The organism is Comamonas denitrificans (assembly GCF_042654745.1).
Taxonomy (GTDB): Bacteria; Pseudomonadota; Gammaproteobacteria; order Burkholderiales; family Burkholderiaceae_C; genus Comamonas; species Comamonas denitrificans.
Genome location: NZ_JBHSEY010000001.1, coordinates 124,176 through 146,577 on the forward strand (window position 1 = coordinate 124,176; position 22,402 = coordinate 146,577).

Sequence of the window (22,402 nt, forward strand, 5' to 3'; positions counted from 1 at the left end):
CCGCTTTGTCGGCCCCTGGCCCGCAGCGGGGGCAAGAAAAGAGGGCAAGGCAGGCACTGCATAAAAAAATTTTGCCCATCCGTGCTGCTGGGGGCGGGGTTAATCCACTTTTTCGTGGGCAGAAGCGGACTTGGTGCTTTGAAAAAAACCGTTGCGCAAGGCTTCCAAATCGACCACCCGCAAGCCGCCGTACTCCACTTGGATGGCACCGGCAGCCTCTAACGTGGCCAAAGCCTCATTGACCCGTTGGCGCGACAGCCCTACCAAATAGGCCAGTTCTTGCTGCGTAATGCGTAGCAGCTGATTGCCACCAGGGTAAGGGTAGAGCGCCGGATTGAATAAGGCGGCCAAGCTGCGGGCCACGCGCAGGTCGGGGCTGGAGAGGCGATCAATCTCGCGCGCACCAATGAACTGGCCCAGGCGCTCGTTGAGCTGGTTCATGATGTAGCGGTTAAAGCCCAGCGAGTTGTCCAGCAGCCAATGAAAGGTGTCAATGTGCAGGCCAGCGACCACGCTTTTGCGCAGTGCCTGCACGTTGTAGCGGTAGGACTCGCGCTTGATGGCCGTGCCTTCGCCAAACCACCCTCCAGGGGGCAGGCCGGCAAAGGTCATGCTCACGCCTTGGGCATTTTCGGAGCTCATTTTCAGCAAGCCATCGATCAGACCAAACCAGTAGGTCACTTGGCGCCCGATCATGCACACGTACTCTCCGGGGTTGGCCTGGGTGACATGGATGGCATTCACCGCCCGATCACGCTCATGGGGTTGGAGCAGGCGCAACCAAGGGATGCCATCCAGTTCTTGCGCGCAAGGGGTGCGCCTGCGTTGGTACAAAGAAGGTGTCGAACTCATAACCGTGAAGCATCTGCGCAGATAAAGACTCTGTCCCCTAGGGTTTGCCACAGGGAGGGCCCATTTCCCTGGGCGGACGGTGCGAAATGATGAAAATAAACCACAGTAAAAAGCCAATTAGCGCGGTAAGCAGCAGGATAACCCGACTAGGACTTTCACCAGGAAAGTAAACGAAAAGACACAATAACGTCAAACTCACCACTACGATTGTTGGAAATCGGGTGCCAAGCAGACTTTTTTACATAAAACTGACGGCACCATTTTCAGGAATTTCCAGAACATTGTTTGTGAGGAACCGCCATGGCGAACACTTTTCCGCACCTGCTCCTAAGCCACGCAACGCAGCGCCCAACAGCCCCTGCCTTGCGTGAAAAAGAGTTCGGTATTTGGCAGACTTGGACCTGGGCCGATGTCGCCCGCGACGTGCGCAACATTGCTTGTGGCCTGGCGGCGCTGGGGCTGGCCCGGGGGCAAAACCTGGCCTTCGTCAGCGACAACCGCCCCAACGTTTACATGGGCTTTGCGGCCGTGCAAAGCCTGGGGGCCGTGCCCATTCCGCTGTACCAGGATGCGGTGGCCCAAGAAATGGCGTTTGTGATGGAGGATGCCGACATCCACTTCGCTTTTGCCGAAGACCAAGAACAAGTGGACAAACTGCTGGAAGTGCGCGAGACCGTGCCCAGCATCACCCACATCATTTACGACGACCCACGCGGTCTGCGCAAATACGAAGAGCCCGGTTTGATCAGCACTGCAGAGCTGAAAAAGCTCGGTGCCGCCTGGGATAAAGACCACCCGGGTGTGTGGGACAGCATGCAGCAGCGTGTGCAGGCTGAGGATGTGGCGGTGATTCTTTACACCTCGGGCACCACCGGCAAGCCCAAAGGGGTGTGCCTGACGCACACCAACTTCATCGGCTCGGCCCAGGGCGGGGTGGAGGTGGACAAGCTGGGCCCCAGCGACAACGTGATCTCTTACCTGCCCCCGGCCTGGGTGGGCGACCATTTGTTCTCGTACGCACAATGGCTGGTGGCCGGTTTCACCATCAACTGCCCCGAGTCGGCAGCCACCGTCAGCATTGACATGCGCGAAGTGGGCCCGACCTACTACTTTGCCCCGCCCCGGGTGTTTGAGGGCATGCTCACCTCGGTGTCGATTCGCATGGAAGATGCGGCCCCGTTTAAACAATGGCTGTTTAAAAAGGCCATGGATGTGGCCAAGCGGGTGGGCTCAGACATTTTGGACGGCAAGCCGGTCGGGGCGCTGGACAAACTCAAGTACCGCCTGGGCGACTTCATGATTTACGGCCCGCTGCGCAATGCCATGGGGCTGTCGCGCATTCGCGTGGCCTACACCGCGGGCGCGGCGATTGGGCCGGAGCTGTTCCAGTTTTTCCGCAGCATTGGCATCAACCTCAAACAGCTGTACGGCCAAACTGAAACCTGCGCCTATGTTTGTCTGCAGCGCGATGGCCAGGTCGATATCAACAGCGTGGGCCAGGCCGCCCCCGGCATTGAGCTGAAGATTGCCGAGAACGGCGAAGTGCTGCTCAAAGGCGTGTCGGTGCTCAAGGAGTACTACAAGCGCCCGGATGCCACCGCCGAGGTGCTGGATGAAAACGGCTACTTCAAAACCGGCGATGCGGGCGTGATTGGTGCCAACGGCCAGCTGCGCATCATCGACCGTGCCAAGGACGTGGGCAAGATGGCCAGCGGGGCCATGTTTGCGCCCAACTACATTGAGAACAAGCTCAAATTCTTCTCGCACATCAAGGAGGCGGTGTGCTTTGGCAACGGCAAGGACAAGGTGTGCGCCTTTGTCAATATTGATTACGAAGCCGTGGGCAACTGGGCCGAGCGCCAGGGCATTCCCTACGGCGGCTATGTGGACTTGGCCTCTAAGCCCCAGGTGCTGGCGCTGATTGCCGATTGCATCCGCCAGGTCAATGCCGGCCTGGCCGCCGAAGAAGGCATGGCCGACACCCAAGTGGCCCGCTTCTTGGTGCTGCACAAAGAGCTGGATCCCGATGACGATGAGCTGACCCGCACCCGCAAAGTGCGCCGCAACTTTATCGCCGAGAAATACGCCGTGCTGATCGAGGCGCTGTACAGCGGCAAGACCGAGCAGTTCATTGAAACCCAGGTGAAGTTTGAAGACGGGCGCACGGGCAGCGTCAGCGCCACGCTGCAAATTTTGGAAGGGCAGGTCTTTGCGGCCACCCGCCAAGCGGCCTGACCGAGGGTGCTCATGACCGACGCTGTTCTAGAACACTCCGGCTCCACGGCCACCCCCGCCGCTGCCCCCAGCGATTCCTCTCACCCGATTGCCCAAGAAAAATCTAGCGCCATGTCCGAGAAAAAAATTGGCGATGTCATTTTGGACATCCAAAACATCAGCCTGCGCTTTGGCGGTGTCAAAGCGCTGACCGACATCTCCTTCAACGTGCGCGAGCACGAGATTCGCTCCATCATCGGCCCCAACGGGGCGGGCAAGTCCTCGATGCTCAACTGCATCAACGGCGTGTACACGCCCAGCGAAGGCTCGATCACCTTCCGGGGCCAAACCTTTGCCCACATGAACAGCCGCCAAGTGGCGGAAATGGGCGTGGCCCGCACCTTTCAGAACCTGGCGCTGTTCAAGGGCATGAGCGTGATCGACAACATCATGACCGGGCGCAACCTGAAGATGAAGTGCAACCTGCTGCAGCAAGCCTTCCACCTGGGCCCGGCGCGGCGCGAAGAGCTGGCGCACCGCGAGTTTGTTGAAAACATCATCGACTTTTTAGAAATTCAGGCCTACCGCAAAACGCCCGTGGGCCAGCTGCCCTACGGCCTGCAAAAGCGCCTGAACGAACTGGGCTTTGGCAAGGTGCTGCGCCCCGTCAAGACCAGCTGCGAAAACCACATGGGCACCGACTGGTCGCGCATCGCCCAGTGGGATGGCGCCAAGTTCAACGTTGTCTCTGACTGGTACCAGGCCGACAAGAGCATGGTCGATCCGCTCGTGAAAGAGTACGGCGAGCGCTACGCCAAAGAGAAAAACATTCAAATCCGCGACTGCAAATAACATAGCATTTGTCGCACTATCTAAGTCATTTAGATAGATAAAACACTGCAAGCGCTTTCAATACAAGCGCTTGCAGCTATAACTAACATTAGGTGATGGTATGAGCACTGCAACCCCCGCTTCCACAACCCAGCCGCTGGTCGAAGTCAATGGCATTGAAGTCATTTACAACCACGTCATCTTGGTACTCAAAGGCGTTTCGCTGAAAGTGCCAGAGCACGGCATCGTTGCCCTGCTCGGCGGCAATGGCGCGGGCAAGACCACCACTTTGCGGGCCATCTCCAACCTGCTCAAAGGCGAGCGCGGCGAGGTCACCAAAGGCAGCGTCATGCTGGAAGGCCAAGAAATTCAAAACCTCTCGCCCGCCGACCTGGTCAAGCGCGGCGTGGTACAGGTCATGGAAGGGCGCCACTGCTTTGCCCACCTGACCATCGAAGAAAACCTGCTCACCGGCAGCTACACCCGCACCGACAAGGCCGAAATCGCCCGCAACCTGGAAAAGGTTTACAACTATTTCCCACGCCTGAAAACCCGGCGCACCAGCCAAGCGGCCTACACCTCGGGCGGCGAACAGCAAATGTGCGCCATTGGCCGCGCCCTCATGAGCAACCCGCGCATGGTGCTGCTCGATGAGCCCTCCATGGGCCTGGCGCCGCAAATCGTCGAAGAAGTCTTCAACATCGTGCAAGACCTCAATCACAAAGAAAAAGTCACCTTCATGCTGGCCGAGCAAAACACGAATATGGCGCTCAAATACGCCGACTACGGCTACATCATGGAAAGCGGGCGCATCGTCATGGATGGCCCGGCCAAAGAGCTGGCCAGCAACGAAGACGTGAAAGAGTTTTACCTGGGCGTAGGCGGCAGCGAGCGCAAGAGCTTCAAAGACGTGAAAAGCTATAAGCGCCGCAAACGCTGGTTGGCTTGAATATTAATATTGATATCTTTATCCATATACTCTGCAATGGTTAGAGACTGATTTAATACCAATAATATCCCCTGAAAAGAGTGACCATGTCTGCGTTTTACGACACCCTTGAAACCCGCCCCCCAGAGGAACGCGAAGCGGCCTTGCTGGCTGCGCTGCCGGGGCAAATTGCCCATGCGCAGAAACACAGTCCAGCCTTTGCGGACATTCTGGCTGGCGTTGATGCCGCCAGCATCACCAGCCGCGCTGCGCTGGCCCAGCTGCCGGTCACGCGCAAATACCAGCTCTTGGAGCGCCAACAAGCCCAGCGCAGCACCAATCCCTTTGGCGGCTTTGCAACACACGGCTTTGGCCCGGCCATGCCGCGCGTTTTTGCCAGCCCCGGTCCCATTTACGAGCCCGAAGGCCAGCGCAAAGACTACTGGCGCATGGCCCGCGCCATCTACGCCGCCGGATTTCGCAGCGGCGAGCTGATTCACAACTGCTTTAGCTACCACTTTGTCCCCGCCGGGGCCATGATGGAAAACGGTGCCCACGCCATCGGCTGCAGCGTCTTTCCCGGCGGCACGGGCCAAACCGAGCAGCAAGTGCAGGCCATGGCCGAACTGCAGCCCGCTGGCTACATCGGCACCCCCAGCTTTTTGAAACTGATTTTGGAAAAAGCCCAGGCCATGGGCACCCCTCTGCCCAGCCTGCGCAAGGCCCTGCTCTCGGCCGAAGCCTTCCCACCGTCGCTGCAGCAATGGATGCAAGAGCGTGGCGTGACCGGCTACCAGTGCTATGCCACCGCCGACTTGGGCCTGATCGCTTACGAAACCGAAGCCCGGCAAGGCTTGGTGGTGGATGAAGGCGTGATCGTCGAAATCGTGCGCCCCGGCACCGGCGACCCGGTGCCAGAGGGCGAGGTTGGCGAGCTGGTCATCACCACCCTGAACACCGACTACCCGCTGATCCGTTTTGGCACGGGCGACCTTTCCGCCATCCTGCCTGGCCACTGCCCGACAGGCCGCACCAATGTGCGCATCAAAGGCTGGCTGGGCCGCGCAGACCAAACCACCAAAGTGCGCGGCATGTTCGTGCAGCCCGGGCAGGTGATTGAAGTGGCCAAGCGCTTCCCCCAAATCCAGCGCGTGCGTCTGGTCATCACCGGGGCCATGGCCAACGACCAGATGACCTTGCACGTCGAGACCCTGGAAACGGCCCCCGGCTTGGTGCAATTGCTGCAAGACACCGTGCGCGAAGTCACCAAGCTACGCTGTGAGGTGCAGTTTCACCACCCAGGGCGCTTGCCCAACGACGGCAAGGTGATTGAAGACGCCCGCAGCTACGACTAAAACAAAAAACCGACCTGCCCAGGTCGGTTTTTTTGTGAGCTGCTAGCGCTGAATAATCAGTGTTTTTTGCAACTATTTGCGCTGAAAGTATTATTCATTAAGCGCAAATAGCTATGACTTAATGCGCAGTAGGGAAGCCCTGAGCCTGTCTCTCAGGGGGCTTTCTCGCTCGGCTTCGATGGCTGCAACGGCCATCCAATGATCTGGATTTTCTCCTAAATCTATAGCGATATTTCCAGCAAGCAAGGGACTTAGCCGTCCTCTTTTTTTTGCCTGTGCAAAAGCGGCTGTGCTGATATTCAAATCTCTGCACCAGTCAGCAGCCCGCTTTGATTGCAGCGCTTTTTCGAGTAGTTGAATTGTTGAGGTCATATTTCTGCCCTTTCGTCAAGCAGTCTTGATGATATGACGACTGGTTAGCTTTTTGGGTGACGAGTCGTTAGCATCCCTCTAACTAACGACACGTTAGCTGGAGCCGCTCCCCGAGTCTGGATAAGGCGCTTTTAGGGGAAGTCACAAGACTGCGCTGCCGTCCACCTGGTCGGCTGAAGCAAAGCCGGCGGCTCCACAACCCAAGGAGCCGCCAGCATGTCACCTCTTCCCTATCGCTTACCCCTGCGATTTCGTCTTTTTCGTTCCTCTTTCGCGTCCTTGATCGTCTTTCTGATGACCAGTACCGCGAAAACAGCTACTGCCAAGAACATCAGCATCACCCCTTTGACGGTGAATGAGAGTATTTCTTCCACGTCTTACCTCCTTATTGCGGTTTTGATTGTCGCTATTTCTTTTCTTTTGTTCGCTCTGAACATCTTGGCGCTTGCAATCTGGTTCCGGTACATCCACCCGTCTATTTCTCCTTGTCCTCTGCCTGGTCAATACGACCAGGGCGCTTGCCTGGCGGCTTCCGTCCAGGTCGGCCAGGTGGAGGGCATCAAATGACTTTAAAAGCCACCACTTATATTAATTTTTGTCAGTACTGCGGCAGCTCTGATATTGAGCATTTTTGCCACACCTTGCCCGATTACTCTGCATCTTGTAAATCCTGCGGCGCTCATCTTTTTAATAACAACCCTAATCTTGAAAAAATCAGTTTTGATGGCTGGTATCTTTCTTATAGAGATTTAAAAGTTATTTGTCTTTCCTGCTCTTGGTCTGGCCTTGCTTCTTTATCTTCTTTTCGGGAAATTATTCATTTGGGTTTGGATGGCGATGAGTCTTATCGTTCAATTTCCATTTTTTGCCCTTCTTGTCAAAAAGAAGAATTGGTAGCTGAATATCAGGAATCCATAGAATGAGCGATCTCGACCAAATTGCCCCCTGTCACCCCATCAACGGCCCTGAATCCTGGATTGTCGAATCTGATGCTCCGGAAATTTCCCGCTTTGCCGTGTCTTGCAAAAACACCCGTCTTTGCGTCCGCTGTGCTTGTGCGGGCGCGGAGGGGGCCCCTTCGGGGGAGGTGTCCGCGCCGGCGCTGGCGGGGGCTGTCGGGGGCGTGACGTGCTAGTAACACGTCACTTTAGTCTCACGGGTGAGACTTTCGACCAAAAAACCACCGCTGCCACCGAGGGGCAAAACCCTGTTTTTCGTTCTCCCGACTGGTGGCCTTCTGCACCTACGAAATTTCAGCGTATCGGCTTCTGTGACTGGCTCAGCATCTATCAGCGGCATGAGTGCGGCGGCCTTCCCAAAATTGCAGGCGGTGCCTTCATGCGCATTGACAGGGATGGGGCTGTTGAAACCGTCACTCTCAAAAAAGAGCGTATCGAGGGCAGTCACGAAACCGCCGTTTTTATTCGTTGCGATGGGGAAACCGTCTGGTTTGATGGAAACGTTTCTAAATTCGGCCGACCTGATAATGTATTTGGCTACACGTTTTCTCAATGCCTTCAAATAATTAACGGCATTCTTTCTCGCTACGGATTACCGCCTTTTACTGAGGGTAATAAATTCATCACCAATTTCAAGGGTGAACCTCGCTCTTGTTGGACTGGTGCCATTGTCACCCGCGTTGATATAACCACTAACTTTTCCACCGGCAGTAAAGAAAACGCATCCGCTTATATGCGCCATCTGCAAAATCAGCAAGCTAGCAGGCTCAAAACCGGCACTTATGGCGATGCTGAAACCGTTGATTTTGGCCGTGGCTCTCGTCGTCTTTATATCAAAGCTTACACAAAAGGCCCTGAATTAAGGCGCCATATTAAACGCATTGAAATGGATAGCTTCCAAAAAGGCCCTGTAAATCCTTTTGTTGTCCACCTTGCTGATTGGTGCGATTCTGTCGGGCTAGTTCGCGTCGAGTTTACATTTAAGGCAACTAAACTCCATGATATGGGCTGCCATTATTTAGGGGGTTTTGATATGAAACTTCTAGAAAACGAATTCAAACAGCGTTTCGAGGTATTCACTCGCGGCGAATCTGCTCACGTCGATGATATGACCTCGCTACCCAAGCACCTCTTATCTACTTATCGCATGTGGATGGCTGGGGATGATCTCGATTCAAAAATGTCTCGCGCTACTTTTTATAAACATCGCAAAGCATTATTGCCTTTTGGTGTTGATATTGCTATTAAAAGTAACGTAATTCAATTTAAACCTAAAGTCAGGGTTATTCAGCTCGGCCCTGTCTCTATTCCCGATTGGTATGAGCTGCCACAAACTGAGGATTTGAAAGATGGAACTTACCATTGAAGTGGTTGGATTCAAGGCATTTAAGGGCTTTGTCCAGGGCGAAGGCATTAACTCCGGCGTTCTTTATTCGCGCGTAAAACTTGACGAACGTTACAACAAACCAGGCGAAAACCTGAAGGGCGGTATCACCACCGAAGAATGGAAAATGCCCAATGCTGACACCGTTTTTGCAATGCAGCGTATTCCCTTGCCTTTTATGGCTGTCTTGGAAATTGAGCGCGTTTCTAATGGCAAGGAAACCAAAGAAGTCGTTCTCTCTGCTCGCCCTCACGAAAACTCATTAAAGCAAAAAGCTGCCCAATAATGAAATTTCTTGCTTGTTCCGTGGATGTATTGCCTTGCCCTGTTTCTGAACAGTCTCTTTATTCCCTTGCAGATATCATTGCTCAATCAATTGCGCAAATCGAAGCAAGTGAAATTGCCTTGGCTTATGCCTTTGGTGCTGGTTCCGTTCTGACCTGGTGGTATATGGGCTTTGCAATCTCTGCTGGTATCAAGGCAATCAAGAAAATCTAGCTTTAAGGGGATACTGTCCCCTTACTGGTAGCATTTTCGCTATCTTTTTAACTTTCGAGGATTACAAAATGACTGACATTTTTGCAGCAATCGACATTACCACAGTAGCAGCCGCCGTCATCGCCTTGGGCGTGGGCATCATTGGCATCACCATGGCCTTCAAAGGCATTGACCTGGGCAAACGCGCGGTTCGTAAGGTCTAAGGCTTCACCGTGCTAACAGGGGCGCTAATTGTCTTGATAAAGGTCTTCATGGCCTTCATTGGGGCGATTAGCGCCCTTGTTTTTTGTCTGATGGTGAAGCTATGAATCGTTTCCGCTTAATTTTTTTATTCTTTTTATCTTTTTTGAGTTTTAATTCTTTAGCCGCTATTCCTTCTATTCAAGTTGAAAAATATAAATTATATTATTCTGATTTTCCTAATATGGTTTTTGATTCTCCTGATGAGGCATGTAAATATCAGACTTTGCATGATGGTAAATCTTATTATGGATTCCAACAAATAGATAATATAATTTTCAGGTGTTATGAATACAATGATTCAGGTAATAGACATACCCCAAATCATAAGGCTGTTAAATTTAGTTCTTTATATTGCCCCCAAAATTCCACGGCTTCCGGCTCTCAATGCGTCTGTAATTCCGGCTACGAAGAAAAAGACGGTAATTCTTGCGTATTACCTGACCCCCCTGACCCTTGCAAAGAAATAGAATCCACGTGCTCTAGTTTTAAGAATGAGCGCATTCCAAGATTTGACGTTTATTACTCTGGCTCAACTCCTGGCGGTGCTTGTTCTAATCCTCCGCTTGATAACTGCTCTAAGGGCTGTTACCTTCAATTTACCGGCATTAGCGTATATTACAAAGATAATGAAGGCCGAAGTATTGCATCTGGCCCTGCTTCATTTACCGGTGATTTTTGCGTTCATTCTGATCAAGTAACTGATCCTGACCCTGAAAAGACTTGCAAACAAGGTGAATTTCCAGGTTTTGTCGGTGATAAAAAAGTTTGTATTCCTGCTATTGAAAAAGAAACTGACTATCAACCAAAAACAGAAAATAAACCTGATGGCTCTACCAGTGAAACAAAATCAACCGTTTCATGCACTGACGGTAAATGCACGGTAACAGAAACCACAACAACAAAAGATTCTAGCGGCGCTGTTACTGGCGTTTCTGGCACTTCTACCGTTTATTCTGAAGCTGACTTTTGTCAAAAAAATCCCGCGTCTGGTGTTTGCTCAGGCACAGGCACAGGCACAGGCACAGGCACAGGCACAGGCACAGGCACAGGCACAGGCTCAGGCTCAGGCACAGGCACAGGCGATGGTGAAGGGGAGGGTGAAGGCACAGGCCCAGGTAGCACAGGCACGGCTTCTCATCCTGAATGGAAAATGCCCACTATTTATGAATCCAAATATCCTGATGGATTTTCTAGTGCTTATCAAAATTCAGGTTTAAAAGAAGCAAGCGCCATATTTGACGGTCTTGTAAATGCTTTTGTTCCAAAGTTTGCAGATTCTGGCGGTGCTTGTCAAAATTTCAACATCTCTTTAGATATTGGCGTTGTTAATTTTGGAACTTTTGACATATCCCCACCTTGTATTCTTTGGCCTTTTTTATGGCTTATGGTTCAGATAACAGCAGTATTTACTTTCAGGGCTTTGGTTTTTGGTGGTTAAAATGAAAAAAATTCTTTATTTAATTTTCTTTTTTATCAGTCCTTCAGCTTTTGCCGCTGATAATTCTGGATTTCTTGATTCTATCCTTGAATATATAAAAGGGATATTTACCGCAATAACTGACTTTGTTGAATGGTTCGGCCTTTTGGTTGTTGAAGTTTTTAAATCTGCCTGGCTTGTTTTAACTGATTTGTTTATTTGGCTTTTTGTAAGTTTATTTTCTCTTGCTGCTGATTTATTACAAAACATTGGTCAATTGTTTAACATTAATGGTTTAACTTCGCAAGTTTCATCATTATGGTCTTCAATTCCCGCTGAAACTTCCGCAATTTTGAGTGCTATCGGTCTTCCCTCCGCCATGGCCATAATCGCGACAGGTATTCTTATTCGCTTTGCTTTGCAGCTAATCCCATTTGTCAGGCTTGGCTCATGATTAATCTTTTAGAAGGCACACCAGGCGGCGGCAAAAGTTACGAAGCTCTCGTATATCACATATTTCCTACCCTCCGATCTGGCCGAAAGGTAGTTACCAATCTTCCTTTAATCCGGGATGCATTCGAATTTCTTTATCCTGAATTAATGCCACTTCTGGATATAAGAACCGAAAATTTACCCATTTTGGGCAGGTGGGACGCTGAAGCCGCAAACCGTGGTGAACGTGCTTTTATCGTTGGTGAATTTGACGTTGATGAGCGTTATGATTTACCGATATTGCACGACGGTCGCCCCTACATTCCCCCCCCAACTGGCTGCCGTCTTTTTGGTTCTGTCTGGGACTTTTATGATGAATGGCGCGGTAAAGGCAATATCGGCCCTCTTTACGTCATTGACGAATGTCACGTTTCATTTCCAAAACCTCGCATTGGTCGCGGTGGTGGTGGAACTCCAGATGAAATAATTCAGTGGTTCAAAATATCTCGTCACTTTGGCGCTGATGTTTTATTGCTCACCCAGCGCATGGGGTCCCTTGACGACGATATTTCTGCCTTGGCTGAATTTCACGTTCGCGTCCGCAATGCTGGATTCTTGGGAAAAGATGATCATTACATCCGCAAAGTATTTGCAGGATTCCGCGGTGGTGAAGTCAGCACCGAACAGCGAAAATATGAACCCCAGTATTTCCGGCTTTATAAAAGTCACACCCAAGGCAGCACGGTAAAGCAATCATCCGCAAAAGATGTTAGCCCTGCTCACATTAAATGGCATCGTTTCTCTTGGGTTTTTGTTTTTTTGAGCCTTTTAACTCTTGTTTATATTGGCTTTAATGCTTTCGGCAAAAAAGAAAATCCAAAGCCAGATGTTTTTAAAACCTTCAATTTACACCCACCAGAAACTGCACCAGGAACAGAACCAGAACCAGAACCTGCACCAGAACCTGCACCAGAACCTGCACCAGGAACCGCACCAGGAACAGCACCAGGAACAGCTCCAGAACCTGCACCAGGAACAGCACTAGAAACCGCTCTTGCTTCCGACCAGGCCAAAAGGCCAGACCCTTTCCATGGCTACCAGGTTCACCTCACTGGCTGCATGGCATTTCAAGGCAAAGAAAAAATCTGCACCTTGGCAATTTCACAAAATGGCTACCCCATTTTCAACATCACAACCCACGATTTGACCGGCTACGGCTACAAATTTGAGCACCTGGGCGACTGCGCTGCTTATCTTGTCTTTGCTGGCCAGCGCCGGTCTGTTGTTTGTGACATCCCTTCTGTTGGCCTTACCGTTGCCAATGCAAATAGAAAAAACTAATTTTTAAGGTTGTTATTTAGTGTCTTGACAAACAAAAAAACACTACATGTAGTGTCTTTAAAAAAGTCAATTTGTATTTTTCTATTCTTTATTTCGTCACTGGCCTTTTCATGCAAGCGGCCTACTCAAGAGGCGCGATGTAGCGTAGCGGGGCTGTCGCGCTTTTCTCGCGCAAATTGCCCGTCTTATCGCCCCTTCGGTTTCCAGCGCGTCGGCACCATGCTAGGGGCGCGGTCTTTTTGCATCGCTTCAGCTCAAGGGTGGGCAAAGGCTCTTCTTGTTGGCAGGATGTTTCTCGACCGACTAGGGAGAGCCGGAAAAGAACGCCGCGCAAGCTGTTATTTCGTCACATACTAAAAGGAGCATTTATGCGTTACGGATACGCTCGCGTTTCTACTATTGACCAGGACACCGCTTTACAAGATAGCGCTTTAGCTTTAGCCAATTGTGCTGAAGTTGTCCGAGAAAAACGATCTGCAGTGAAAAAGCGTCCGGAACTCGAAGCTTTGCTCAAGCGCCTTGGCCCTGGCGATGAGCTCGTTGTTTACAAGCTCGACAGGCTCGCCCGTAGTCTTCGCGACTTGATCAGAATTGCAGAACATGTCCAGGATGTTGGCGCAACGCTGAAGAGCTTGACAGAACCTATTGATGTTGGCACTCCCATGGGCCGCATGGTTTTGCAAATTTTGGGGGTTGTTGCCGAGTTTGAACGCTCACTGATAAGAGAGCGCTGCATGGCTGGCCAGCTCGAAGCATTCAAGCGCGGCAAGCGCATTGGTCGTCCTCTCAAATTACCCGTTGAAGAGCAAAACGAGGTTATCCAGCTCGTGGGCTGCGGCATCCCAAATTCTGATATTGGGGAGGCTTATGGCGTTTGTGAAGGCACTGTCCGGCGCTTGCATTCTTTCGCTACTGGTCGCAACTTCAACAAGGATGGCGAGATTCGGCAGTTGTATTACGCCAACAAAAAACCCAGCTAATTGCTGGGTCTTTGGGGGTTTTTAGGTCAAATTGCTATCTATTTTGACTTCGTAATAAAGTATTATTTTTAAGCAAACGCCACCAGTGCTTTTTTCATTTTTTTCATGGCCGCCACTTCGATCTGGCGGATGCGCTCGGCGCTGACCCCGTATTCGGCGGCCAGTTCGTGCAGCGTCATGCCGCCGCTGCCGTCGTCATTGACTTGCAGCCAGCGCTGCTCAACGATGCGGCGGCTGCGCTCATCCAGCCCGTCCAGCGCGTGGGCGATGCCATCACTGGCCAGCACATCGCGCTGGCGCGATTCGAGCATGGCGGTGGGCTCATCGCGGTGGTCGCTCAGGTAGGTGATGGGGCCAAAGGCGGCCTCGCCATCGTCGCTGGGCGCAGGGTCCAGCAGCACATCGCCGCCAGCCAAGCGCGCTTCCATTTCCATCACCTCCTCGGGTTTGACCCCCAGTTTGCTGGCCATGGTGTCGATTTGCTCGGGCGTTAGTGTGTCACGCAGGGCGGCATCGCTGTCCATCGCGGCATCGGTTTGCATGCCCTGCTTCATTGAGCGCAGGTTAAAGAACAGCTTGCGCTGCGCTTTGGTGGTGGCCACTTTGACCATGCGCCAGTTTTTGATGATGTATTCGTGGATTTCGGCCTTGATCCAGTGCATGGCGTAGCTGACCAAGCGCACGCCTTGGTCGGGGTCAAAGCGCTTGACGGCTTTCATCAGGCCGACGTTGCCTTCTTGGATCAAATCGCCCTGTGGCAGGCCATACCCCAGGTATTGGCGCGACAGCGAGATGACCAGGCGCAGGTGCGACAAGATCAGCCGCCCGGCGGCATCCAGGTCGTTGTGGTCTTTGAGTTTGCGGGCGTACTCCTGCTCTTCCTCTAGGGTGAGCATGGGCATGCGGTTGGCTGCACTGATGTAGGCATCCAGGTTGCCCAAAGAGGGCAGCAGCGCCCAGGGATTGGTGGGCGCCAAGGCCGTTGCAGTGCAAGCAGGGGTGTGGTTCATCGCAATTCGTCCTTTCATCCAGCACCATATATTAGCACTCGATAGATGCGAGTGCTAAAGCCAAAGTTCCTGGGGTTCAGAACGTCAGCACTTTGTCGGCGGCCATGATCCAGTCGGTCAGCTCGGTGAGGTTGCCGATGGCGGTGCCGGGCAGCAAGGGTAGCTCAAGCAGGCCACGGTTTTGGGCACAGGTGCGGCAGACGCGCACGGTGGCACCGGCCTCAATCAGCATTTGCAGGTGGCTTTGCAGGCCTTGGCCGCCTTGGCCGTCGTTTTGGCCAGGCAGGGCCAGCACGGTGGCATCGGACATTAAAAAGACGGTGACTTCAGGCTGCGCATCGTGCGCGGCCAGCATGTTGGCGATGCGCAGGGCGGACAGGCAGCGCTCGCTGCCATAAGGGGCGGCGTGCAGGACGATGGCGATTTTTTGCGGCATGGCGTTCTCTTTTCTAGCCCAAAAGCACGGCAAGCCGTGCAGTGAAAGCGCGTGTGCGGGCCTTGTGCGCACAGCCGGCAGCGCCAAGAGGCGAGCCGCTGGGCAGAGCGCATTTTTTGACTATTGTTGGGTGCGCGGTCTGGGGTGCCGGTGTGCAGGGGCCGCTTAGTGGCTTAGTGGCTTAGTAGGTTACCGCCATGGCGGCGACGTCGATGGTGATCATGGGTTTGACCAAAATGGCGTGGGTTGCGCGGGCGTAGGCGGTGCGCCAGTCGGCATCGTCCAGGCGGCGGGGGCCGGCGGCTTGGGCGACCAGCAGCACTTTGTCGGCCAGGAGCACTTTGCCGCTGGCGCGCAGGGGTTCGCATTCCATTGCGGTAAATTGGTCATCCAGCCAGCGGCGGGCCTCTTCCATGCCCATGGGCTCCAGGCGCGAGAGGTCGATGCGCCATTCTTGTTGCGGATTGAAACGTACGATGAGTTCACTGCTCATAAATCATCCTCGCGGCAGATGGTTGGTGAAAAAAGAGCAGCTTACCCCAAGCCGATTGCAGACACGTTCGGGATTGTCACTATAAATAGTTAAAAACAACAAATTAATCAGAGCTGCCACCGCAGTAATGGCAAATACTTTCGGCTGAAAGTCATCAAAAAGACAGTATTTACCAGCGGTGGCTGCCATTGTTTTTAATCCAGCAGTGCGGCCTCAGGCGCGTGCGCGTGCTCACGGCGAGTTTGTACGGCCTGGGACAGTTGCTCCAGCACCGCAACGGTATCGCTCCAGCCCAGGCAGGCATCGGTGATGCTTTGGCCGTAGACCAGCTGGCGGACATCGTCTTGCCCGGCGTTGAACTTTTGCGCTCCGGCCACCAGGTGGCTCTCCAGCATCACGCCAAACACTTGGCGCGAGCCGCTTTCGATTTGCTGGGCGATGTCGGCCGCCACGTCTTTTTGGCGCTCGTGCTGTTTGTGGCTGTTGGCGTGGCTGCAATCGACCATCAAGGTGGCGGGCAGGCCGGCTTTTTCCAAATCGGCGCAGGCGGCGGCCACGTGGGCGGCATCGTAGTTGGGCGTTTTGCCACCGCGCAGGATGACGTGGCAGTCTTGGTTGCCAGCGGTGTGGACGATGGCCACTTGGCCGTTTTTGTGCACCGATAGGAAGTGGTGCCCCCGGCTGGCCGACTGGATGGCATCGGTGGCGATGCGGATGTTGCCGTCGGTGCCGTTTTTGAAGCCAATCGGTGCCGAAATGCCCGAGGCCAGTTCGCGGTGGACTTGGCTCTCCGTCGTGCGGGCACCAATCGCGCCCCAGCTGATCAGGTCCCCGATGTATTGGGGCGAGATCACGTCCAGAAATTCGCTGGCTGCGGGCACGCCCAGGCGGTTGATGTCGATGAGCAGCTGGCGGGCGATGCGCAGCCCTTCGTCGATGCGGTAGCTGCCGTCCAGGTAGGGGTCGTTGATCAGGCCTTTCCAGCCGACGGTGGTGCGGGGCTTTTCAAAATACACCCGCATGACGATTTCCAGCGTGTCTTTGTACTGCTCGCGCACGTCGGCCAGGCGGCGGGCGTAGTCCAGTGCGGCCTCGGGGTTGTGGATGGAGCAGGGGCCGACGATGACCAGCAGGCGGTCATCTTGGTTGCGCATGATGCGCTGGATGCTTTGCCGTGTGCCGCTGACCAGGGTTTCGACAGGGGTGCTTTGAATGGGGAAGAAGCGGATGAGGTGCTCGGGAGGGGGCAACACAGTAATGTCCTTGATACGTTCGTCGTCAGTCTGGCCAGTTTTGGGGGCTGCGCTGCGGTACCAAGCGTCACCGGGCGGGGAGTATTGAGCGGTCATGTGTGCCTCTGTGTGAAAAAAGGGATCGTGAAAAACAAAAAACCGCCGGGCTTTTCAGCTGCGGCGGTTGTTTGGGAGGGTTGTTCGTGGGTGTGCGAGCGCTTGCCTCTCATCCGCCAGGGATAGAGAACCAAAAGTAAAAATAGAAAGCGCTGGACATCGGCATAGCGCCGCAATGTAGCACTTCGTTTGCCGCAGTGCAACATGGGTGCGGAAAGTTTGCGAAAAAAAATTGCGTCAAATTCTGGAAAAATTCAAAAAATCACCAAATTTTCTTTTTCTTTGATAGTTATTGCAAAAATCCTGCATATTCATGCTTTTGTTCTGCGTTCTTCCCGGATCAGGAGTTGCAGCAGCACAACACCGGCGGCCAAGATGACCGTCGTCACCGCCAGCGCGTCGGCATAGCTGCCGGTGGCGCGGGCAATCATCCCGCCCATGGCAGGCGCGGCAATCTGTGCCACGCCGTAGCCCAGGGTGATGCGGGCCATGGCCTTGGACGGATTGGCGGGAAAGTGGCGGCCCACCAGCGCCAGCGTCAGGCTGACGATGCCGACAAAGGTGCCGCCAAACAGCGCAGCGCTAATGAGGTTGAGCGCCACACCGTCCGACAGCAGCGGCAGCAGCGCGGACAGCGCTTGCAGGGCATAGGCCAGCATCAGGGCGCGGGCCACGCTGATTTCCTGCGCGATGCGGTCCCAGACAAAGGTGGACGGTGTGGCCGCCAGCCCGACGACGACCCAGGCCCAGCTGCCCCGGCCGGCGAGCAGCGGCAGTTTTTCCACGATGGCGACGGTGAATGTTGCGCCGATGGCAAAGCCGAAACCGGCGCAGAAGTACGCCAGGGTTTGCAGTTTCATCCAGCGCCCGGAGGGCGGCGGGGCGCTGGCTGCTGCCGTGCTGGCGGTGGTGGGCAAGGTGGCGGGCCGGGGCATCCAGCGCCAGGCGGGAATGAAAAACACCACGCCCAGCAGGCCCAGCGCCAGCCATTGCCCGTCCCACGGCAGCCAGCCCACCATGCCCACCACGGCCAGGCCAGACACCGCAATGCCCAGCCCCAGCCCGGAAAAGTGGATGCCCAGCTCTGGCCGCTGGCGGTGCGCCACTAGCCAGTTCAGCACCAGGGCCGACCCCAGCAGCATCCCAGCCGCGCTGGACAGCCCGGCCACAAAGCGCAGTGCCGCCCACAGCGCCACGTGGGTCGTCAGCCCCATGCCTGCGGTGCAGACCACGGCCAGCAGCAGGCCGATGCGGTAGAGCCGGAACTTGCGCTCCACATCGCTGACGGCCGTGGCCAGCAGCACCCCGCTCATGTACCCCGCGTAGTTGATGGCTGCCAGCCAGCCACCGGCCAGCAGGGACAGGTCGGCCTGCGCCCGCATGATGGGCAGCAGCGGCGTGTAGGCAAAGCGGGCCAGCCCCAGCGTCAGCACCAGGGCGCAGACACCGGCGCACAGCACGCGCCAGCGGGTGGCGGCATCGTGGGGGGAAAGGGGGAAAGGGGTCATGGCGCGGGCATCCGGTGGTTCAGGCCGCCATGCTAGCCATGCGATCGACGGCGGTTTTTCGATACTATGACAAGTGCTATCGACGACATGCCAAACATCCGCCCCATGCCTTCCTCACCCACCCGCACGGCTGCCTTGCTGCCCGTGCCTGCCTTGCAGGTGCTGCCGCAGCCGGTGGTGCTGCGCTCGGAAAACCTGGGGCCGGGCCAGGGGTTTGCCGAGCATACGCACCGCTGGAACCAGTTTGTCTATGCCACGGCGGGCACGCTGCTGGTGACGGTGGCGCACGCCCGGTACGTCATCACGCCGGAGCAGGCCATCTGGATTCCTACCGGTACGCGCCACGCTACGCACGCCTTGCATGGCGCGGCATTTCGCAATCTGTATGTGGACGATGCGCCCGATCTGGGCCTGCCAGCCCTTTGCACCTCGTACGCCGTCAGCCCCCTGATGCGGGCGCTGATCGTGGAGCTAGAACAAGCCGCAGGGCGGCAGGAAGACGCTGCCTACCTGCACACGCTGTACGCCATGCTGCGCGCCCAGTTGCAGCGCCTGCCGCAGCTGCAGCGCCACCTGCCCTGGCCGCACAGCCCACGCCTGCGCCAGATGTGCGAGGCGCTATACGCCCACCCCGCCGACCCGCGCAGCCTGCACGCTTGGGGGCAGGTGCTGGGCATGTCCGCCCGCACCCTGGCCCGGCACTTTGCGCAGGAAACGGGCACCTCCTTGCGGCAGTGGCGCCAGCAGCTGCGCCTGCTGCTGGCGCTGGAATGGCTGAGCACACCGCGCAGCGTGACCAGCATCGCCATCGACCTGGGCTATGCCGGCACCTCGGCCTTTAGCTATATGTTTCATCAGGCCACCGGCTGCACGCCGTCCCAATGGCGCAGCCGACGGGCTGCAGGATAGGAGCTTCCCGCCGCCATGAGCGATTTCCTATTTCCTGGGCATCGCTGAACGCGCCAAGGCCAAGGAGGGCGCAGCAGGCACGCCGTGATACTGCGCACTGCCATCTGCAGAAGCAGAAAGGGACGCTGTGCAGCGTCCCCTTTTTTTAAACAAAATGGGCTGAAACCCTTGCGGTTCAAGCGCTAATAGCTATCAAAATATCAGGCCGTGCCGCCCACCGTCAGCCCGTCGATGCGCATGGTGGGCTGGCCCACGCCCACGGGTACGCTCTGGCCTTCCTTGCCGCAGGTGCCCACGCCGCTGTCCAGGCGCATGTCGTTGCCAATCAGGCTGACCTTTTTCATGCATTCGGGGCCATTGCCCACCAGGGTGGCCCCTTTGACCGGGTATTGAATCTTGCCGTTTTCCACCCAGAAGGCCTGGCTGGCCGAGAAGACGAACTTGCCACTGGTGATGTCCACCTGCCCGCCGCCAAAGTTGGTGGCATACAGCCCTTTTTTGATGCTGGCGACGATCTCGCGCGGGTCTTTGTCGCCGCCCAGCATGTAGGTGTTGGTCATGCGCGGCAGCGGCAGGCTGGCGTAGCTTTCGCGCCGGCCATTGCCGGTGGGTTGCACCCCCATCAGGCGGGCGTTCAGGCTGTCTTGCATATAGCTTTTCAGGATGCCGTCTTCAATCAGCACATTGGCCTGGGTGGCGTGGCCTTCGTCGTCGATGTTGAGCGAGCCGCGCCGGTCGGGCAGGGTGCCGTCGTCCAAGATGGTCACGCCTTTGGCGGCGACGCGCTGGCCGATGCGGCCGCTGAAGGCGCTGGAGCCTTTGCGGTTGAAGTCGCCTTCCAGCCCGTGGCCCACGGCCTCGTGCAGCAGTACGCCGGGCCAGCCAGCGCCCAGCACCACGGTCATTTCGCCGGCCGGGGCCGGGCGGGCATCCAGGTTGGTCAGGGCCTGGCGCACGGCCTCGCCCACGTAGTCGGCAATCAGGGCATCGTCAAAGTAGGCCAGGCCAAAGCGTCCGCCGCCGCCCGATGAGCCCACTTCGCGCCGTCCGCCCTGCTCGGCAATCACGGTGACCGACAGGCGCACCAGCGGGCGCACGTCGGCGGCCAGGGTGCCGTCGGCGCGGGCGACCAGTACCACGTCGTATTCGCTGGCCAATCCCGCCATCACCTGCACGATGCGCGGGTCCTGGGCGCGGGCCAGGGCTTCGACCTTGCCCAGCAGCGCCACCTTGTCGGTGCTGCCCAGGGTGGCGATGGGGTCGAGTGCCGGGTACAGGCTGCGGCTGGGGGCAATCGTGGTTTTTGGGATGCGCACTTTGGCGCTTTTGCCCGCGCTGGCGATGGCCCGCACGGTGTGTGCGGCATCCAGCAGGCTGGGCAGGGAGATGTCGTCCGAATAGGCAAAAGCGGTTTTTTCGCCGCTGACGGCGCGCACGCCCACGCCCTGGTCGATGGAAAAAGAGCCGGTTTTGACGATGCCCTCTTCCAGGCTCCAGCCTTCAGCGCGGGTGTATTGGAAGTACAGGTCGGCATCGTCCACTTGGTGGGCGCGGATGGCGGCCAGCGCTTGCGCCAGATGGCTTTCGTCCAGACCAAAGGGTTCGAGCAGCAGTTGCCGGGCCGTGGCCAGGCGCTCAATAGTGGGTTCGCGTGCAATCATGGGGTGCGATTGTAGAGAGAACGTGCTTGGCACCACGCCCTTGGGTTAGACGCTGCGCTGTGCCGTGCGCCGCGCCAGACGCTGGGCGCGGGCAATGGACATCAAAATGCCCAGCGCCAGCCCCAGCGTGACCATGGCCGTGCCACCGTAGCTCAGGAAGGGCAGGGGCACGCCCACCACGGGCAGGATGCCGCTGACCATGCCCATGTTCACAAAAGCGTAGGTAAAGAAAATCACCGCGACGGCGGCAGCCATCAGGCGGCCAAACAGGGTGGTGGCCTGCAGCGCAATGGCCAGCGCCCGCCACACCAGCAGCACAAAGCCGGTGATGAGCACGAGGTTGCCGACCAGGCCAAATTCTTCGGAGAAGGCGGCAAAGATGAAGTCCGTGGTGCGCTCGGGAATAAATTCCAAGTGGGTTTGCGTCCCTGCCATAAAGCCTTTGCCCCAGATGCCGCCCGAGCCGATGGCGATCATCCCCTGGATGATGTGAAAGCCCTTGCCCAGCGGGTCGCGCATGGGGTCGAGCAGGGTGCAGACGCGGGTGCGCTGGTAGTCGTGCAGAAAGTACCAACTGATGCCATCCATGCACAGGGCATCGCCATTCCAAATCAGCAGCACGATGCCAACGGCCGCCAGCAGGACGGGGGGCAGCACCAGCTTCCAGGACAGGCCGGCAAAAAAGATCACCGCCAGCCCCGAGGCCAGCACCAGCAGCGCGGTGCCCAGGTCAGGCTGCTTCAAAATCAGCGCCGTCGGCAGGGCCAGCAGGCCAAAAGCGACGACAAAATCGCTCACGCGGGTCGCGCCTTCGCGGCGCTGGAACCACCAGGCCAGCATCAGCGGCATGGCAATTTTCAGCAGCTCAGAGGGTTGAATCACCACGCCCACATTCACCCAGCGCTGTGCCCCCTTTTTGGTGATGCCAAACACCAGCACCGCAATCAACAGCGCGATGCCCAAGCCATACAGCGGCACGGCGGCAAACATGATTTTTTGCGGTGGCACTTGCGCCACGACGAACAAAATGGCCGCCGCCAGCAGCATGTTGCGCCCATGGTCGATAAAGCGCGTGCCGTGGTCGTAACCCGCGGAATACATCGCCAGCAGGCCCAGGCCAGAGAGCAGGGCGATGAGCAGCAGCAACACCCAATCGAAGCCCAAGAACATGGGCACAATGCGTTGCAGTAGCGACGGTTTGTCAAATTCAGTAGACATAAGCGCCGATTA

At 56.0% G+C, this 22,402-nt stretch carries 24 protein-coding genes and 1 pseudogene; 15 read left to right on the plus strand and 10 right to left on the minus strand.

Features of this window, described 5'->3' with window-relative positions; all coding sequences use genetic code 11:
- Nucleotides 1–99: 99 nt before the first annotated feature.
- The gene (locus tag ACFO24_RS00650; protein WP_207574606.1) at nt 100–852 is read right to left on the minus strand and encodes a Crp/Fnr family transcriptional regulator; all 753 of its coding nucleotides are present in this window, start codon (nt 850–852) and stop codon (nt 100–102) included.
- A 300-nt stretch (nt 853–1,152) separates the two neighbouring features.
- Here ACFO24_RS00650 and ACFO24_RS00655 point away from each other — a divergent pair, with 300 nt between their 5' ends.
- From ACFO24_RS00655 to ACFO24_RS00670, 4 genes and pseudogenes are all read left to right on the plus strand, one after another.
- Nucleotides 1,153–3,087 carry an AMP-dependent synthetase/ligase gene (locus ACFO24_RS00655; RefSeq protein WP_377736158.1) on the plus strand — a complete coding sequence of 645 codons (1,935 nt, stop codon included), beginning with the start codon at nt 1,153–1,155 and terminating at the stop codon, nt 3,085–3,087.
- 111 nt (nt 3,088–3,198) lie between these two features.
- A pseudogene (locus ACFO24_RS00660) lies at nt 3,199–3,732 on the plus strand (ABC transporter ATP-binding protein); the annotation flags it as partial.
- 286 nt (nt 3,733–4,018) lie between these two features.
- Nucleotides 4,019–4,846, plus strand: coding sequence for an ABC transporter ATP-binding protein (locus ACFO24_RS00665; RefSeq protein WP_377736161.1), 828 nt, complete (start codon nt 4,019–4,021; stop codon nt 4,844–4,846).
- Nucleotides 4,847–4,932: 86 nt separating this feature from the next.
- Nucleotides 4,933–6,180, plus strand: a complete 1,248-nt coding sequence (locus ACFO24_RS00670) for a phenylacetate--CoA ligase family protein (protein ID WP_207574612.1) — start codon at nt 4,933–4,935, stop codon at nt 6,178–6,180.
- Between the two features lie 111 nt (nt 6,181–6,291).
- On the opposite strand, the gene ACFO24_RS00675 is transcribed toward ACFO24_RS00670, so the two are convergent.
- Complete coding sequence (locus tag ACFO24_RS00675; protein WP_377736165.1) at nt 6,292–6,552, minus strand: hypothetical protein; 261 nt, start codon at nt 6,550–6,552, stop codon at nt 6,292–6,294.
- A gap of 216 nt (nt 6,553–6,768) precedes the next feature.
- Here ACFO24_RS00675 and ACFO24_RS00680 point away from each other — a divergent pair, with 216 nt between their 5' ends.
- The 10 genes from ACFO24_RS00680 (at nt 6,769) to ACFO24_RS00725 (ending at nt 13,806) form a co-directional block, all read left to right on the plus strand.
- Complete coding sequence (locus tag ACFO24_RS00680) at nt 6,769–7,119, plus strand: hypothetical protein (RefSeq protein WP_377736167.1); 351 nt, start codon at nt 6,769–6,771, stop codon at nt 7,117–7,119.
- Complete coding sequence (locus ACFO24_RS00685; RefSeq protein ID WP_377736169.1) at nt 7,116–7,475, plus strand: hypothetical protein; 360 nt, start codon at nt 7,116–7,118, stop codon at nt 7,473–7,475. The genes ACFO24_RS00680 and ACFO24_RS00685 overlap by 4 nt, the downstream gene beginning before the upstream one ends.
- Before the next feature lie 205 nt (nt 7,476–7,680).
- Nucleotides 7,681–8,877 (plus strand): phage/plasmid replication protein, II/X family, encoded by a 1,197-nt coding sequence (locus ACFO24_RS00690; protein ID WP_377736171.1) that lies wholly within the window; start codon nt 7,681–7,683, stop codon nt 8,875–8,877.
- Entirely contained in the window at nt 8,861–9,181 is a 321-nt protein-coding gene (locus ACFO24_RS00695; protein ID WP_377736173.1) for a hypothetical protein, read from the plus strand. The genes ACFO24_RS00690 and ACFO24_RS00695 overlap by 17 nt, the downstream gene beginning before the upstream one ends.
- The gene (locus ACFO24_RS00700) at nt 9,181–9,393 is read left to right on the plus strand and encodes a hypothetical protein (RefSeq protein WP_377736175.1); all 213 of its coding nucleotides are present in this window, start codon (nt 9,181–9,183) and stop codon (nt 9,391–9,393) included. Before ACFO24_RS00695 ends, ACFO24_RS00700 begins: the two co-directional genes overlap by 1 nt.
- A 68-nt stretch (nt 9,394–9,461) precedes the next feature.
- Nucleotides 9,462–9,596, plus strand: coding sequence for a hypothetical protein (locus ACFO24_RS00705; RefSeq protein WP_377736177.1), 135 nt, complete (start codon nt 9,462–9,464; stop codon nt 9,594–9,596).
- A 101-nt stretch (nt 9,597–9,697) separates the two neighbouring features.
- Nucleotides 9,698–11,074: a hypothetical protein gene (locus ACFO24_RS00710; RefSeq protein ID WP_377736179.1), complete on the plus strand. Its 1,377-nt coding sequence runs from the start codon at nt 9,698–9,700 to the stop codon at nt 11,072–11,074.
- Nucleotide 11,075: 1 nt separating this feature from the next.
- A complete protein-coding gene (locus ACFO24_RS00715) occupies nt 11,076–11,507 on the plus strand; it encodes a DUF2523 family protein (protein ID WP_377736181.1) in 432 nt (143 codons plus the stop codon).
- Complete coding sequence (locus ACFO24_RS00720; RefSeq protein ID WP_377736183.1) at nt 11,504–12,826, plus strand: zonular occludens toxin domain-containing protein; 1,323 nt, start codon at nt 11,504–11,506, stop codon at nt 12,824–12,826. The genes ACFO24_RS00715 and ACFO24_RS00720 overlap by 4 nt, the downstream gene beginning before the upstream one ends.
- A 368-nt stretch (nt 12,827–13,194) precedes the next feature.
- The gene (locus ACFO24_RS00725; protein WP_377736186.1) at nt 13,195–13,806 is read left to right on the plus strand and encodes a recombinase family protein; all 612 of its coding nucleotides are present in this window, start codon (nt 13,195–13,197) and stop codon (nt 13,804–13,806) included.
- Between the two features lie 68 nt (nt 13,807–13,874).
- Here the strand turns inward: ACFO24_RS00725 and rpoH are convergent, their stop codons facing one another.
- The 6 genes from rpoH to ACFO24_RS00755 all read right to left on the minus strand — a co-directional run bounded on the left by rpoH (nt 13,875) and on the right by ACFO24_RS00755 (nt 18,602).
- A complete protein-coding gene (gene rpoH / locus ACFO24_RS00730) occupies nt 13,875–14,816 on the minus strand; it encodes an RNA polymerase sigma factor RpoH (RefSeq protein WP_377736189.1) in 942 nt (313 codons plus the stop codon).
- A gap of 76 nt (nt 14,817–14,892) precedes the next feature.
- Nucleotides 14,893–15,252 (minus strand): DsrE/DsrF/TusD sulfur relay family protein, encoded by a 360-nt coding sequence (locus ACFO24_RS00735; RefSeq protein ID WP_377736191.1) that lies wholly within the window; start codon nt 15,250–15,252, stop codon nt 14,893–14,895.
- A gap of 181 nt (nt 15,253–15,433) precedes the next feature.
- Nucleotides 15,434–15,745 (minus strand): hypothetical protein, encoded by a 312-nt coding sequence (locus tag ACFO24_RS00740; RefSeq protein ID WP_207574615.1) that lies wholly within the window; start codon nt 15,743–15,745, stop codon nt 15,434–15,436.
- A gap of 3 nt (nt 15,746–15,748) precedes the next feature.
- Nucleotides 15,749–15,934: a hypothetical protein gene (locus ACFO24_RS00745; protein ID WP_377736194.1), complete on the minus strand. Its 186-nt coding sequence runs from the start codon at nt 15,932–15,934 to the stop codon at nt 15,749–15,751.
- Nucleotides 15,935–15,939: 5 nt separating this feature from the next.
- Complete coding sequence (locus ACFO24_RS00750) at nt 15,940–17,094, minus strand: 3-deoxy-7-phosphoheptulonate synthase (protein ID WP_377736196.1); 1,155 nt, start codon at nt 17,092–17,094, stop codon at nt 15,940–15,942.
- A 311-nt stretch (nt 17,095–17,405) separates the two neighbouring features.
- Nucleotides 17,406–18,602 carry a YbfB/YjiJ family MFS transporter gene (locus ACFO24_RS00755; RefSeq protein ID WP_377736199.1) on the minus strand — a complete coding sequence of 399 codons (1,197 nt, stop codon included), beginning with the start codon at nt 18,600–18,602 and terminating at the stop codon, nt 17,406–17,408.
- A gap of 105 nt (nt 18,603–18,707) precedes the next feature.
- Here ACFO24_RS00755 and ACFO24_RS00760 point away from each other — a divergent pair, with 105 nt between their 5' ends.
- Nucleotides 18,708–19,511 carry an AraC family transcriptional regulator gene (locus tag ACFO24_RS00760; protein ID WP_377736201.1) on the plus strand — a complete coding sequence of 268 codons (804 nt, stop codon included), beginning with the start codon at nt 18,708–18,710 and terminating at the stop codon, nt 19,509–19,511.
- A gap of 200 nt (nt 19,512–19,711) precedes the next feature.
- Here the strand turns inward: ACFO24_RS00760 and tldD are convergent, their stop codons facing one another.
- Together tldD and rodA are read right to left on the minus strand one after the other, a co-directional pair.
- Nucleotides 19,712–21,172 (minus strand): metalloprotease TldD, encoded by a 1,461-nt coding sequence (tldD, locus tag ACFO24_RS00765; RefSeq protein ID WP_377736204.1) that lies wholly within the window; start codon nt 21,170–21,172, stop codon nt 19,712–19,714.
- Nucleotides 21,173–21,217: 45 nt separating this feature from the next.
- On the minus strand, nt 21,218–22,390 hold the full coding sequence (rodA, locus tag ACFO24_RS00770) for a rod shape-determining protein RodA (protein ID WP_377736207.1): 1,173 nt from the start codon (nt 22,388–22,390) through the stop codon (nt 21,218–21,220).
- Between the last annotated feature and the right edge of the window lie 12 nt (nt 22,391–22,402).

Bases quoted from the DNA above. Each gene is read 5' to 3' on its own strand.
- ACFO24_RS00760 (WP_377736201.1), top strand. From the start codon at position 18,708: ATGCCTTCCTCACCCACCCGCACGGCTGCCTTGCTGCCCGTGCCTGCC.
- rpoH (WP_377736189.1), bottom strand. From the start codon at position 14,816: ATGAACCACACCCCTGCTTGCACTGCAACGGCCTTGGCGCCCACCAAT.
- ACFO24_RS00705 (WP_377736177.1), top strand. From the start codon at position 9,462: ATGACTGACATTTTTGCAGCAATCGACATTACCACAGTAGCAGCCGCC.
- ACFO24_RS00680 (WP_377736167.1), top strand. From the start codon at position 6,769: ATGTCACCTCTTCCCTATCGCTTACCCCTGCGATTTCGTCTTTTTCGT.
- ACFO24_RS00720 (WP_377736183.1), top strand. From the start codon at position 11,504: ATGATTAATCTTTTAGAAGGCACACCAGGCGGCGGCAAAAGTTACGAA.
- ACFO24_RS00735 (WP_377736191.1), bottom strand. From the start codon at position 15,252: ATGCCGCAAAAAATCGCCATCGTCCTGCACGCCGCCCCTTATGGCAGC.
- ACFO24_RS00755 (WP_377736199.1), bottom strand. From the start codon at position 18,602: ATGACCCCTTTCCCCCTTTCCCCCCACGATGCCGCCACCCGCTGGCGC.
- rodA (WP_377736207.1), bottom strand. From the start codon at position 22,390: ATGTCTACTGAATTTGACAAACCGTCGCTACTGCAACGCATTGTGCCC.
- ACFO24_RS00650 (WP_207574606.1), bottom strand. From the start codon at position 852: ATGAGTTCGACACCTTCTTTGTACCAACGCAGGCGCACCCCTTGCGCG.
- tldD (WP_377736204.1), bottom strand. From the start codon at position 21,172: ATGATTGCACGCGAACCCACTATTGAGCGCCTGGCCACGGCCCGGCAA.
- ACFO24_RS00665 (WP_377736161.1), top strand. From the start codon at position 4,019: ATGAGCACTGCAACCCCCGCTTCCACAACCCAGCCGCTGGTCGAAGTC.
- ACFO24_RS00700 (WP_377736175.1), top strand. From the start codon at position 9,181: ATGAAATTTCTTGCTTGTTCCGTGGATGTATTGCCTTGCCCTGTTTCT.
- ACFO24_RS00725 (WP_377736186.1), top strand. From the start codon at position 13,195: ATGCGTTACGGATACGCTCGCGTTTCTACTATTGACCAGGACACCGCT.
- ACFO24_RS00710 (WP_377736179.1), top strand. From the start codon at position 9,698: ATGAATCGTTTCCGCTTAATTTTTTTATTCTTTTTATCTTTTTTGAGT.
- ACFO24_RS00695 (WP_377736173.1), top strand. From the start codon at position 8,861: ATGGAACTTACCATTGAAGTGGTTGGATTCAAGGCATTTAAGGGCTTT.
- ACFO24_RS00740 (WP_207574615.1), bottom strand. From the start codon at position 15,745: ATGAGCAGTGAACTCATCGTACGTTTCAATCCGCAACAAGAATGGCGC.
- ACFO24_RS00685 (WP_377736169.1), top strand. From the start codon at position 7,116: ATGACTTTAAAAGCCACCACTTATATTAATTTTTGTCAGTACTGCGGC.
- ACFO24_RS00670 (WP_207574612.1), top strand. From the start codon at position 4,933: ATGTCTGCGTTTTACGACACCCTTGAAACCCGCCCCCCAGAGGAACGC.
- ACFO24_RS00745 (WP_377736194.1), bottom strand. From the start codon at position 15,934: ATGGCAGCCACCGCTGGTAAATACTGTCTTTTTGATGACTTTCAGCCG.
- ACFO24_RS00750 (WP_377736196.1), bottom strand. From the start codon at position 17,094: ATGACCGCTCAATACTCCCCGCCCGGTGACGCTTGGTACCGCAGCGCA.
- ACFO24_RS00715 (WP_377736181.1), top strand. From the start codon at position 11,076: ATGAAAAAAATTCTTTATTTAATTTTCTTTTTTATCAGTCCTTCAGCT.
- ACFO24_RS00675 (WP_377736165.1), bottom strand. From the start codon at position 6,552: ATGACCTCAACAATTCAACTACTCGAAAAAGCGCTGCAATCAAAGCGG.
- ACFO24_RS00655 (WP_377736158.1), top strand. From the start codon at position 1,153: ATGGCGAACACTTTTCCGCACCTGCTCCTAAGCCACGCAACGCAGCGC.